A 13,545-nucleotide genomic window follows, 5' to 3' on the forward strand; every position below is an offset into this window, starting at 1 on the left:
TTATCCACGTCAGATTTAAAGTACCCGTCGCCTATTCAGTCAACCAAATAAGATTGGCCATGCGACCGGTTTGACCATCACGCCGATACGAGTAAAAACGCTCAGCCTGAGCATACGAGCATAGCCCGGATAAATGAACCGTCCGCACACCCAAATGTGTCAGCTGAGCCAGGGCCAAGCCGGGCAAATCACAGGAATACTTACCCGGCACCTGGCGCGGTATAAAGAATGTCTGATGATCGACCCAACCGGCGAAGGCATTGTAGACGTCTTCACCGACTTCGAAATAAGGCTGAGAAATCGCCGGACCGATGCCACAACTGACGGACGACGGATCATCGAACCGCTTCAGCGTTTCCGCCAGAATACCATCCGCCAGGCCACGCCAGCCGGCATGAGCGATGGCAACCTTTTGACCATCCTGCTGCCAGAAAAACACCGGCAGGCAATCGGCAGTCATCACGCAGCAGGCCTGATTTGGCTCTGTGGAGTAGCTGCCATCCTGCCCGCAGCCAGGGTCGGCCTCGGCTACCGGCACAACCGTGGTGCTGTGGGTTTGATTCAGCCAACAAATGTTCGGCTGCCCCTTCAGCAGGGCGTTTAACCGCGCCCGGTTAGCCTCGACATTCTCTGCAGCATCGCCAGCATGACGGCCCAGGTTCATGCTGTTAAATGGCTCAGCACTGACGCCTTCAAGCCGGTCAGACCAACCGGCACAGACGCCCTCTGGCAATGGCCAGTCAGCGTACTGAAAACTCAAAAGTCGTCTCCGGAGCCGAACAGTTCAAGCTCATCCTGCATCACTTCCAGCAGCTGCTGAAAATCTTCGGGCAGGTCGACTTCCCAATCCATCATTTCCTGAGTGGCCGGATGAATCAGCTCCAGATAACCGGCATGCAGTGCCTGGCGTCTGAACCCCTTCAGGCACTCCATCACTTCCGGAGAAACCCCCTTCGGCAAACGCGAACGGCCGGCATACAGCGGGTCACCCACCAGCGGGTAGCCGATGTGCGAAAGGTGCACACGAATCTGATGGGTACGGCCGGTCTCCAGCTTACAGCGAACCAGCGTGTGATTACGGAAGCGCTGCTCAACCCGATAGTGCGTTACCGAATCGCGGCCCATACCTTCCGGCGCGACCGCCATCTTGGTGCGATGCTTGGGGTGCCGGTCAATGGGGGCATCGACCACACCGCCGCCGGTCATAATACCCATGCACACGGCCAGGTATTCCCGGCCCATGCTTCGGTCCTGCAACTGCGCAGACAAACTGGTCTGTGCCGGCAGGTTGCGAGCGACCACCATCAAACCGGTGGTGTCCTTATCAAGCCGGTGAACAATGCCGGCGCGCGGTACCGAGGCCAGCTCCGGGAAGCGGTACAGCAAGCCGTTAAGCACCGTTCCGGAAGGTGTGCCGGCGCCTGGATGAACCACCAGCCCGGCAGGCTTGTTGATGACGATGATGTCGTCATCCTGGTAGACCACATCGAGCTCAACAGGCTCGGCCTCCCATCGCTCTTCAGCCTGCAGAACGGCATCCAGCAGCAGTGTTTCCCCCCCAACGAGCTTATCTTTGGTTTTTTTGGTTTGACCATTGACGGTCAGGCTGCCGTCTTTAATCCAGCCCTGAATTCTGGAACGTGAATAATCACTGAACAGCTCAGCGGCGACCTGATCAAACCTCTTGTTGCCCATTTCAAATGGGACAATTTGCGTTTCCTTGATGGAATCGGATGCATCTGTCATTGGTGGTGGGAGTTTCCTGTGGTTACAATAGCGGCCATTTTACTGATTTAACGAGATTTCGCATGCCATCAATGTTGTTTGCCACTAAATATCGTCCACTTCTTACCTCCGTACTCGCACTGACGCTGCTGGCAGGCTGCGCGAACCTTAACAATAAACCGCTGGATACCGAGGAAGCCTACTACCAGTCGGCGCGAAATTATCTGGCTAAATCAAACAACACCATGGCGATTGAAAAGCTGAAAGAGCTGCAGGAGAAGTACCCGTTTGGCCAGTATGCGCGCGCGTCTTCACTTGATTTGATGTATGCCTATTACCAATCCGGCGATTACTCTACCGCCCTGATTGAAGCCGACCGCTTTACCCGCCTGAATCCGGATCACCCGGATGTTGATTACGCGGCCTTTATCCGCGCGCTGAGCTATTTTGAGCTGTACATGGAAAACCGCGGCTACTTCAAGCGTACCGACCCATCCATGCGCTCCCCAGCTCAGGGGCAGAAGGCATTTACCGCTCTGGATAACTTCCTCAGGCAATACCCGGGCAGTGAGCACCGCGAAGAGATCCTTTCAGCAATGGTCGTGCTGAAAGACTCTCTGGCCCGTCACGAACTGATTGCAGCCGATTACTATGTACGCAAGGGTGCCTGGATTGCAGCGGCGGAACGTGCCCGCGCCATTGTCGATCATTATCCGGGGGTCAGCTCCGCCGGCGATGCGCTGGTCATTCTGATAGAGGCTTACGATAAGCTCGACCAACCGGCGGATCATGAAATCGCCATGAGCCGGTTGCAGCAGCAGTTTCCGGAACACAGCGTTTTCGCCAGTGGTGAGTATGTTTCGCCAAAATGGCGGGAAGACCGCTGGTGGGTAAAATTCTTCACCCTCGGTCTGGCCAGCTAAAGGCCGGCTAAAGAAACCTGCGCTGCATCAGCAGGCGCAGGTCATGGCAGATTTAATAATCTCGTTCAGTTCATCCGGCTTATTCACACAATAGTGTGCGCCGCTTTCCTTCAGCTTCTGCTCCGTGCTGTAACCCCATAACACACCGATCGTAGTCATATTATGGTGTCGACCGGCTTCGATATCGTAGTGGGTATCACCAATCATGACCGAATTGCCCGGCTCAATGCCTTCTGCTTTGATCAGCTCCGCGAGCAGCTCATCTTTATTCGCCAGACGGCCATCCAGCATTGAGCCATATATGCCCGTGAAATAGGGCTTCAGACCCGACGCTACGATAATGTGCTCAGCAAAGCCCTGAAACTTGGCCGTCGCCAGATAATGCGTTGCACCCACCGACTTAAAATGCGCCAGTGCCTGCTCAATGCCATCAAACACCGGGCTCTCATGCATCATCTGTTTGTAGGCAGCACGGTAGTGCTCCACCGCCGAGGCGATCAGCTCTTTGTCGTCGGTATCCAGCAACACACCCATCGAGTAGCTCAGGCTGGGGCCGATAAACGGGTTCATCTCTTCCAGCGGTCTGGGCGGCAGACCAAAATGCTCAACGGTGCGGTTCATACAGGCGGCAACAATCGGCATTGAATCGACGACGGTACCGTCAAGGTCCCAAAGAATATTTATCAAAGATCAGACTCCTGGTTTCCATCCATGGGTAATTGGGTAGCGACGGTCGCGCCCAAAACCCCGTTTACTGATACGAACACCCTCCGGTGCCTGGCGGCGTTTGTATTCGTTGATATCAATCAAACGAATAACACGGCGGGCGACTTCTTCATCGAAACCGGCTGCAACAATGGTTTCCAGACTTTCATCATGCTCTACGTAGCGCTCAATTAACTCATCGAGGATATCGTAAGGCGGCAGGCTGTCTTCATCGAGCTGATCGGGTGCCAATTCGGCCGACGGCGGACGGGTAATGACCCGCTCCGGAATCACCAGACCCTGTTCATTACGCCAGCGCGATAGCCGATAAACCCAGGTTTTAGGAACATCTTTCAGGGCGTTATAGCCGCCACACATATCACCGTACAGGGTGGCATAGCCAACGGCCATCTCACTCTTGTTGCCGGTCGTCAGCACCATGTAACCCAATTTATTCGACAGCGCCATCAGGAACAGGCCACGCATCCGCGCCTGCATGTTTTGTTCAGTAACATCGGCGCCCTTGCCGTCAAAGGCAGGCGTCAGCACACTCAACGCTGATTCAAAGGGCTCGCCGATGGGCAGTAACTGGTAGCGAATACCCAGATTGGCAGCCTCTGCTTCGGCATCTTCAATCGACATCTTGGCGGTGTACTGGTAAGGCATCATCACGCCCATTACACGATCAGCACCCAGCGCATCCACGGCTATCGCGGCACTTAACGCCGAGTCGATACCGCCTGACATGCCCAATATGACACCGGGGAACCCATTGCGGTTGACGTAATCGGCCAGACCCACCTTCAGCGCCTCATAAAGGGCGGCTTCAATACTCGGCTCTTCAGCAAACTGCCCATCCTGAACCAGCCACTGGCCATCGACCTGCTGTAATTCGACGGTTTGCGTGGCTTCCTCGAATAACGGCAGGGTAGCCGCCAGGCTGGCATCCGGGTTTACGACGAATGAACCGCCATCGAATACCAGTTCATCCTGGCCCCCGATATGATTGACATAGAGCGTGGTCATCGGCCATTGCTTAACGATGTGTTCAACCTGCGCGTGACGCTCTTTGCTGCGGTCGATGGAATAGGGGCTGCCATTAATATTCAGGTTAATCTGGGCACCGGCTTCATAGGCGCGGCGTGCCGGGCCGTCGTACCAGATATCCTCACAGATGCTCAAAGCTATCTGCGCACCCTTGAATTCAAAGACGCAGGTTTCAGCGCCCTTCTGAAAATAGCGCTTTTCATCAAATACCTGATAGTTGGGCAGGTGTTGCTTGCGGTAATCGGCTATGACCTGACCGTGATCCACAACCATGGCTTTGTTATACAGCTTGCCATCTTCCCGCTGCGGATAACCAAAGACGATCGCGATGGGCAGTTTAGCTGCGAAAATTTGCCTAAGCGCATCACTGACACGCTTTCCCAGGCTGGGGCGTAACAGCAAATCTTCAGGCGGATAGCCGGTTAAGGTTAATTCAGGGAATACAACGATATCGGCGTTTGTATCGATTGCTTGCTGTGCAAACTGCAGAATTTTTTGAACGTTGCCATCAATATCACCGACTGGAAACCGGTGCTGAACGAGGCTGACCCGAATACTCATAAGTTACCTTTCCATACACATTAGCGCTATTGTGAGGGCGATAGGCATGCATAACAAGCCTTGCCCCATTAACAGCCCTACATCCAATGTTTATACTGTAAAAACTTCTCAAATTGACCGGACATTATGCCTTTTAACTTCACCAACGTGACGCATCGCGCTGAACAGCTGCTTTTTTGGTTTGGCATCTATCGACTGATATTAGCATCTGGTCTGTTGGTTCTGGCATTAATACCTGATGCTGCGATGGATGTATTCCCATGGGTACATCAGGAATCGCTGCAGCTGGCGACAGTTTCTTACTTGGTTCTGGCCATTCTCGGGCTGCTCTTCTCTGTTAATGAGCAAATAGCCAAGTCCTCCGTCACCACATTGCTGATCACCGATATTCTGGTGATGGCCTTTATTCTGCGCTATTGCGGTGGTGTCGACAGCGGACTGGGCAGCCTGATTTTAATCACCGTCGGTATCGGTGGCATGCTGCTGCCTGCCCGGCAGAGCTTTATGACCGCATCCGCCGCCGCCATTGCGGTGGTCTACACCGAGCTGCTGCCAATGCCTCAGCACCTCGGCAAAGACCTGGTACAGGCTGCCTTGCTCGGCGTGGCCTATTTCGTTGTCACCGCCCTGCTGCAGTACGTTGGCCACCGGGTGAAAACCTCTGAACAGCTGGCCCGGGCGCAGGCCGACACCATTTTAGACCTGCGCCATCTGAACGAGCTGATTGTGCAGCGCATGCGCACCGGCATTATCGTGATCACCTACGATGGCGCTATACGTCTGCTGAATGACTCCGCACGCTACCTGCTCAATATCGAAGAAAAACGCCCCTTCTGGCTGAACAAGGAAATGCACCAGAGGCTGGAAGACTGGAAGATCAACAACGACATGATGGTCCCCCCTTATCAGGCCAGCAATGAGCTGCCAGTGGTCTCAATAAACTTTGCAAAACTGCAACCGACGGAGTTCGCCGACATCATCCTCTTCCTCGAAGACAACGGGAAAATGACCCAGCAGGTTCAGCAGCTTAAACTGGCATCTTTGGGCCGTCTGACGGCCTCCATTGCCCATGAAATCCGCAACCCGCTTGGGGCCATCTCTCATGCATCCCAGTTACTGGAAGAAGCTCCGGGCCTCGATCCAGCCGATAAAAGGCTGCTATCCATTATTAATAACCATTCGCAGCGGGTAAACTCGATCATTCAAACCATTCTGGATCTTTCGCGAAAACGTCAGCCCTGTGTGGACAATATACGGTTAAGCGAATTTGTATCCCTATGCTTAAATGAACGCGAACTTCAAATTGAGCAGAACAACGAAAAGATTGAAGTCAACCTGATCAAAGACTGCTCTGCCGAGTTCGATATCAATCAGATCAAGCAGGTTCTGCACAACCTGATCGAAAATGGCCTGCGCTACAGCGAACTGAAAACCGGAGAACGGACGCTGCATATTGAGATCAATCAACACGACGACAACAAGCAATACTATATCGATATACTGGATGACGGCCCCGGCGTCGCGGAAGATCAGATTAAAAACCTGTTTGAACCCTTTTACACCACAGAAAACAGCGGCACCGGGTTAGGCCTTTATATTGCCAAAGAACTGTGTGACGCCAACCGTCTGTTACTGTCTTATGTTTCCAATAGATCCGGCGGTTGCTTCCGGATGCTGATGTCTCATGCGATTAGCCATCCTATAGATGAATAACGAAATAAAGGAATGAGTTTTCATGTCTAATGCACAGAAAGTTTTAATTATTGATGACGAACCGGACATTCGGGAGCTGCTGGAAATAACACTGATGCGAATGGGTGTTGAAAGCTTCAGTGCCTATGATGTGCAATCGGCCCTCAAGTCGCTCAACAAAAACGATGTCGATTTAATCTTAACCGACATGCGCTTACCGGATGGAGACGGCTTGCAGATTGTTCGCCATGTTGCAGAGAAAAAACCGGACACCCCCATAGCCGTGATAACGGCACACGGCAGCATGGACCTTGCCATTGAATCGCTGAAAGCCGGTGCCTTTGACTTCGTCTCTAAGCCCATCGACATCCACAAGCTAAGAGATCTGATCAACCAGGCTCTGAAAGTTAAGCAGGAATCTACCCAGCCCGAAGCCAGTGAATCCGAGCAAAGCAAACCGCTGATCCTCGGCAAATCTGAACCGATGATCATGCTGGAAAAGAAAATTCGGAAATTGGCGGTCAGCCAGGCGCCGGTCTTTATTCATGGTGAATCCGGTACGGGTAAAGAGCTTGTCGCCCGGCAGATACACAAACTCGGCCCGCGCCGGAGCTTCCCGTTTGTGCCGGTAAACTGCGGTGCTATTCCTTCAGAACTGATGGAAAGCGAATTCTTTGGTCACAAAAAAGGCTCATTCACCGGAGCCAGTGAAGACAAACAGGGCTTTTTTCAAGCAGCCGATGGCGGAACGCTGTTCCTTGATGAAGTAGCAGATTTACCGTTGGCAATGCAGGTAAAACTGCTGCGCGCCATACAGGAAAAAAAGGTTCGGCCGATCGGTTCGCAACATGAAATCAATGTTGACGTGCGTATTTTAAGCGCCACCCATAAAAATCTGGAAAACTTGGTTGAGGAAGGGCTGTTCCGGCAAGACCTTTTCTATCGAATCAATGTGATCAGCCTGCTTATTCCACCGCTGCGCAACCGTAACTCCGACATCCCGCTGTTGTGCGGCCGAATTTTGAGCCGCATCGCAGATACCTATCAGCTTCCCGCCGCTAAGCTCGATGCTAAAGCCAAAAAGGCTTTAGACCTGTATGCATTCCCCGGCAATGTTCGCGAGCTTGAAAACATTCTTGAACGCGCATTTGCCATGTGCGAAGAAGACACCATCACTGAAGAAGACTTAAACCTGAACGAAAGCTCCAGCTCCAGTATCTCTCCACTGCCGAGCACCAATATTTCTTCCCGGCCTGAGGGCGTCTCTCTGGAAGACTACCTGATGGATATTGAACGAAACGTAGTTGAACAGGCACTGGAAGAAACCCGCTGGAACCGAACCGCCGCAGCTAAAAAACTGGGGATCACCTTCCGCGCTTTGCGTTATCGGCTTAAAAAGCTCGGGCTGGACTGATGTATTTTTAAAATTATGTGATGCAGGTCTTAAAACCCGATAGACCTAATAGTGATTAAAATTTAAATTAAAGGTGAATTCACTGTGCAAAGGATTGCATATGAAATACCTGAAGGGATTTACCCTCACCGAACTTGTGTTCACTCTTGCCGCACTGGCCATTGTTGCCACGGCTGCGGCACCGGCATTTTCTGACATGAAACGATTAATAGAGGCCGACTCTGAAAAGAACCGTTGGGTACGGCTGTTAAACTATGGCCGCTCGGTTTCCCGAACAGAGAATACACGAGTCATTCTGTGCCCGATGATTAATGACAGCTGCGTGTCCGATACCTCAGCAACCTGGGTGCTATTTACCGACCCGGATAAATCAAAATCTCTGGAGATTGCAGATGGCGAGGTTGTATTACGGGAGTACGAACCGAAGGAAGAGTCAACATTCGGGTATTACTCTGCAGGCGTACCTTACTTCCGGTTTGGCAGTGAAAACAGCGAAATTTATCAGGGGATGATGGAGAGTTTTACTATCTGTACCTTTGGCGAGCTGGATGAAACGGCCTGGCATATGACGGTCAATATTATTGGTCGGGTAAAAGTCTACAACGAACGTGATAGCTCGGGTGCACCATTAAGGTTAAGTAACGGGGCTTGGGTGAATGCTACTTGCGATGCATGAAAGAAGGCTGGGCTGCGTCTGCAGCCCTAGGCATATGCTCTGCTTTACCAGCAACTTCCACCGTCATCATCACCTTTTGCACCTGTACTCGAATAGGTAAACGTACCACAGGTGTCACCATCCATATAGCCACCGGTAACGGGTGTGGCGCTCACTGTAAAAAATGATGAGGACAAGTTAGTCGATTCTATCGCCAGCGTATAAATGGCAGTGCCTCCTTCCAGAGGCACCTGATCCGAAAAGTTAACCGGGGTTCCAGCATCCGGGGTTGACGTCCCACAGTCAGTTACAGCTGTTTCGCCAGTGTCAGCTAAATCACAATAACTGTTATTTATTGAATACATTCTTTCCATATTTTGCGCAAAGGCTATGAGCGCTCCTTTTGCGTCAGCACGATGCGCTTTTCTGACATGGTTGGTGTAAGCGGGTATCGCCGTCGCTGCTAAAATACCCAATATGGCGATTACAATAACCACTTCAACCAGGGTGAATCCACTTCCAAGTTTTTTCATAATAGTTCTTCTGTTGTCACTTCTATTCGTGAATTAGCTCGTTAACTTCATCTGCTTTCGATTCATCTTCAAGTATCTCGATCTTTGATACTATCCATTGCTTCTCAGCACCGACAACATCATATGTTAACAACAACCAATCACCTTCCCTTAAGCCACCAATAAATAGTCGCTCATCTTCATTTCCATAGGTCTGTACAACTGTGTAGGTTGTCGTCATAAACTCCATATCGTCTGCAACAAACGTATTATCGTACGTAAAACTATAGAACTGAACAACCAGCTGATCAGCCAGAGAAAAACTGCTCACTAGTGCAGCGCTGAGCAAAATAGCAGTACTAAATAATTTCATATTATAACCCTCAATTAACCGATACCTTAAAGCTCACGCCACATCCAGCGTCCCGTTGGTACATCAGGGCTTCGAGCAAAAACACTGGAACCATCTGGATCCGGATAACATATCTCAGAACCATCAGCTAATTGCAGGCAAGGCGGAGCAGCTAGCATATCGAAGTTTGATCGCCCGCTACTCACCGTAATCCCATAACTGTCGGTAAGCAGGTAATCTTTGTCATCAACGACGTTATCGCCATTAACATCAATAACAGGAGTAACATGACGCGAGCCTGTATTTGCCACTACCTCCATATACCAGCTGTCACCGCCATCTTTACATGGATCATCACTAGGTATTGTAGAAATGAACAGCACACTGTCATCCCGTAGAATTGGATTAGCCACAACACGCTCACCGTAAAGCGTCGTGCTTCCTCCTTCCGTGTTGTACAAGTCCATATACCATCCCAGATGTGTATCTGGCAGTCCGTCATTATCTGCATCTTCCGGTAAATCAGTACCGCTATGCCATTCGATAGCGTAATTTGTTGAGACTCGCTGTTTATCAACTATCAATTCGCCATTGGCGGTATAGTCCACACCGTCCTCTTTTTCCTCAATAATCTTTTGTTGCAATAAATGCTCACGATCGAAAACTTCAAAGTCAGCGTTACTAAGCATCCTGTCCCATACGGAATAAAATGTTTGCATACTCTTATTATTATTATCACTGTCTAAGAAATAAGTTCCGGTACCGAAATAGATTTGGTATTCCGTTGCAGCATCATTAAAGCCTACCGCTGGCTTAACGGTTATGGGCTGACGGTTTGTCGTATCACAGTCATCCTCGCTACAGGCAGTAAACAATGGTGTGTTTACGCTTCCTGTTGTATAGGCAACATCCCAATTAATAGGATCATCATCAGTAAGATCGAACTTCCACAGGTTACCTTCAAGATCACCTGCATACACGTAATCGGCTATATAATCACCATCAACATCCAATGTACTGGGGCTGGATAATCCATTAGGCGTAGCTAAATCATTTACACCGGTATCTATCTTCTTAATCAAAACACCCGTTTCAAGCTCGACTATATATAAAACAGGCGTACCGCCACCTATGGTTCCGTCCGGCTGTGTGTTGTTATATCCATTGCCGAAAATAGCCACCCACTTATCGTTGTTGAGCTTAGCGATGGTGGGCTGGCTATATGTATAGCCAAGATCATCATCACCTAACTTATTGCCACTAGAATCAACAACACTACTGTCATCACCAAATTCCCAGAGCACCGTTGTCGCGGCTGTTGATTCTGTTCCTTTAAACTTATCCGGGTCGGTTATGTCAATTGCGTAGATACCCTGCCCACCAGCTCTTAACCCACCGACTAAAACGGTATGCCACTCACTATCAAAATAGGCATCGCCAATATAGGGGGTTCCATCAACAAAGTAAGCATGGCTATAGGTGGTATCGTCGGATAAATACTCCAAATTCTCATGAACCATAGAAGGCACATAAGCGAACAGTTCTTTACCAAAATTCGCTGAGTCGGTTGAATCTACATTAAATGCATGCAACATACCGTCGTTTGCGCCAACATACAGCATTGGGGTTCGATAGAAGTTAATACCTGCGGCATCTGTCGTATTGTTAGTTGCATCACCGTCCGGGTCTAAACGAAATGCACTGTAGTTGCTACCTTCGAAACCATCCGGATACAGAAATTGAGGGTTTGCTACGTACTGAACTGCAGAGTGCACAATATCTCCCAGGTAATTTCCTGTATCAATGCCCTCCAGCGAAATTTCTGCCGTTCTTGAGCGATAGGTACCGTTAGTTTCACCGGTTGTATCACCGCGAATGTATTCAACTAAACCTTCGCTACCCAAAGTGGTTTGCTGAGCAGTGCTTAAATCACTCCACTTAAAAGGCGTACCAGCGAGGTTTGAATCATGCCAGGTGACGATATTTCGCTGGGTGTGCGAAGGGATTATTGAAGCCGTCACTGCATTAGTTGTATCCAAAGTGCCGTCTGAGTTAATAGGAAAACCCTTAACTCCTCCGTTCCAGTTTGCGCTGTTGAATAGCGCTGTATACAAGTAAGTTGTGGTGGTAATCGAGCCAGTACTCACACTTGCTGAGGATAGGGCTTCATCACGACTTTCCGCATCGGCGACTGCATCTTTCAGCGTATCGATTAACTCATCTGGATCCTGCGCATTAAGATATAGACCGCGACCATTGACTGCGGTATGGAACATATCGTCGATTTTCGTAGCATCACTGCTTGGATTTGGCCACCCAGTGAAACTTGGGTTTGTATCATTGGTAGCGTCAGCATCTGTATTGACCGTTTTTAAATGATCCAAATAACCGCCAAAATCTCCGTACGACTCTTTATCGTTTGATGTTCCATCATCTTCTGGTAAGGCATCCCATGCTGCATACAGTGCGGTAGAGTCCACTGTACCAGTGACACCAAACGCTACTGTATAGGTAACCATATGCTGGTTGTCATTCTCATCTATATATTCAAATGTATCTACTTCATCGTCTAAATTGCTATCTAGGTCTGTTTCATAATAATACATGGCAATATCTGCTAACGTATCGTCGTAAGTATCAGCATACCCCCCTCCATCAAAGTTAGTATCGCCGTTACCATCCTCATTATCATTCCAGCCGGTACCTACTGTTGAAGGCATACTGCCGTTTCGATAACCGTCAGTCATTAAAATAGTGAAATTCTGTTGGCAACTCCCACCGTCTGCGTCGCTTAAAATTGGGCTCGAATATCCACTTAACGTCCCTTTATAGTACTGCCCTGCACGATTTAACGCTTTCCTCAAGGGAGTGCTACTACTAGACTGAATCTTGAATACAGCTTCCATTAGAGCATCTTTATTATCGTCAGCATCCGAATTAATAGGTGTAGAGATATTATCAACATCAGCTATTTCTGTTAGCTGACCACTGTTTCTATTAATCGTGTCCAGCCCCATACGAGCAGTAGAATCTTCAATAATCTCGGAAAGTGCCTTTTTAGTAATTAGCTCACGGCTACGGTAATAAGAGTACCAGTTGGCATAATTGGTTTGGGTGTTTGTCTCGGTAGTACTGGTAACCGGCAAGTCCTTTACTTTGACCATCCAGATTCGTAAAAAATCATTCTCAGAAATTGAATTACCACCACCTAAATTAACTGTGCTGTTAATTTCTCCTCTATCTGGACATTCAAGCTCACTTTCAAATTCAAACTCGCCGGTGTCATATGAGCCATTGCCATTCAGGTCAACCCAACCGTCATATTCCCCATTACCATTCAAGTCGATGAAGCCATCAAATATATTATCACCGTCCTGATCGAGAAAGGTATCGATGTTGCCATCACCATCTATATCGTAATAAAGATCAGCATAACCATCCTGGTTGTGGTCATACCATGGAAAATACCCAACAACTTTGTCTGACCCATTATCATAAGTCAGATTCCTTCTCCCTACAGAAGTAGATGAGTAATAAGGGTCATAACGAGCACTTGTCGGGGTCTGATTACCATAGGCAACGTCGGCATCATCCTCTCCCGCCCAGGGCGTATAAGTCTTATCAGGGTTATAGGCTAAAGTATTAACACCTCGGCAAGCCATTAGCACTTGGTTATTCGCGTCTATATCTACGTAACTGTTATCACCCGTAGATAACGAAGATAAATTATAATCACTGCTACTGGCGCCACCCTCAGATATAACCCATTTCCAAGCCATAGACCCAGAGTCATCAATCACAAAATAGAAATTAGACTGCACACTACTCTGCAGTGACAGCGGAATATCAGAAATGCTTAATGTTGCGCCTGCAGCAACACCGCTGAGCGACGCAAATGCGGTCACCTTAAGCAATCGCAATAACATTTGAGCTTTACCAGGCTTAAATACAGTGTTCAT

At 49.3% G+C, this 13,545-nt stretch carries 11 protein-coding genes; 4 read left to right on the forward strand and 7 right to left on the reverse strand.

The window, feature by feature from the left end:
• Positions 1 to 31: 31 nt before the first annotated feature.
• Both pgeF and rluD read right to left on the reverse strand, forming a co-directional pair.
• Positions 32 to 760: a peptidoglycan editing factor PgeF gene (pgeF, locus tag BCF53_RS17570; protein ID WP_207902777.1), complete on the reverse strand. Its 729-nt coding sequence runs from the start codon at positions 758 to 760 to the stop codon at positions 32 to 34.
• A complete protein-coding gene (gene rluD / locus BCF53_RS17575; protein ID WP_132703795.1) occupies positions 757 to 1,746 on the reverse strand; it encodes a 23S rRNA pseudouridine(1911/1915/1917) synthase RluD in 990 nt (329 codons plus the stop codon). The genes pgeF and rluD overlap by 4 nt, the downstream gene beginning before the upstream one ends.
• Before the next feature lie 62 nt (positions 1,747 to 1,808).
• On the opposite strand from rluD, the gene BCF53_RS17580 reads away from it, so the two are divergent.
• The gene (locus BCF53_RS17580; protein ID WP_165901976.1) at positions 1,809 to 2,648 is read left to right on the forward strand and encodes an outer membrane protein assembly factor BamD; all 840 of its coding nucleotides are present in this window, start codon (positions 1,809 to 1,811) and stop codon (positions 2,646 to 2,648) included.
• Between the two features lie 27 nt (positions 2,649 to 2,675).
• Here BCF53_RS17580 and BCF53_RS17585 read toward each other — a convergent pair whose 3' ends face one another.
• Both BCF53_RS17585 and BCF53_RS17590 read right to left on the reverse strand, forming a co-directional pair.
• A complete protein-coding gene (locus BCF53_RS17585) occupies positions 2,676 to 3,335 on the reverse strand; it encodes an HAD hydrolase-like protein (RefSeq protein ID WP_132703799.1) in 660 nt (219 codons plus the stop codon).
• Positions 3,336 to 3,338: 3 nt separating this feature from the next.
• Positions 3,339 to 4,961 (reverse strand): NAD+ synthase, encoded by a 1,623-nt coding sequence (locus BCF53_RS17590; RefSeq protein ID WP_132703801.1) that lies wholly within the window; start codon positions 4,959 to 4,961, stop codon positions 3,339 to 3,341.
• A 126-nt stretch (positions 4,962 to 5,087) separates the two neighbouring features.
• On the opposite strand from BCF53_RS17590, the gene BCF53_RS17595 reads away from it, so the two are divergent.
• The 3 genes from BCF53_RS17595 to BCF53_RS17605 all read left to right on the forward strand — a co-directional run bounded on the left by BCF53_RS17595 (position 5,088) and on the right by BCF53_RS17605 (position 8,743).
• Positions 5,088 to 6,674 (forward strand): sensor histidine kinase, encoded by a 1,587-nt coding sequence (locus tag BCF53_RS17595; protein ID WP_132703803.1) that lies wholly within the window; start codon positions 5,088 to 5,090, stop codon positions 6,672 to 6,674.
• Between the two features lie 22 nt (positions 6,675 to 6,696).
• Entirely contained in the window at positions 6,697 to 8,067 is a 1,371-nt protein-coding gene (locus BCF53_RS17600) for a sigma-54-dependent transcriptional regulator (protein ID WP_132703805.1), read from the forward strand.
• Positions 8,068 to 8,167: 100 nt separating this feature from the next.
• Positions 8,168 to 8,743 (forward strand): GspH/FimT family protein, encoded by a 576-nt coding sequence (locus tag BCF53_RS17605; protein ID WP_132703849.1) that lies wholly within the window; start codon positions 8,168 to 8,170, stop codon positions 8,741 to 8,743.
• A 44-nt stretch (positions 8,744 to 8,787) separates the two neighbouring features.
• On the opposite strand, the gene BCF53_RS17610 is transcribed toward BCF53_RS17605, so the two are convergent.
• The 3 genes from BCF53_RS17610 to BCF53_RS17620 are packed head-to-tail and all read right to left on the reverse strand — an operon-like array spanning position 8,788 to position 13,545.
• The gene (locus BCF53_RS17610) at positions 8,788 to 9,255 is read right to left on the reverse strand and encodes a type IV pilin protein (RefSeq protein WP_132703807.1); all 468 of its coding nucleotides are present in this window, start codon (positions 9,253 to 9,255) and stop codon (positions 8,788 to 8,790) included.
• 22 nt (positions 9,256 to 9,277) lie between these two features.
• Positions 9,278 to 9,607, reverse strand: coding sequence for a hypothetical protein (locus BCF53_RS17615; protein WP_132703809.1), 330 nt, complete (start codon positions 9,605 to 9,607; stop codon positions 9,278 to 9,280).
• Between the two features lie 26 nt (positions 9,608 to 9,633).
• Positions 9,634 to 13,545, reverse strand: a complete 3,912-nt coding sequence (locus tag BCF53_RS17620) for a pilus assembly protein (protein WP_132703811.1) — start codon at positions 13,543 to 13,545, stop codon at positions 9,634 to 9,636.

The sequence above is a fragment of the Reinekea marinisedimentorum genome (genome assembly GCF_004341165.1).
GTDB classification, from domain to species: domain Bacteria; phylum Pseudomonadota; class Gammaproteobacteria; order Pseudomonadales; family Natronospirillaceae; genus Reinekea; species Reinekea marinisedimentorum.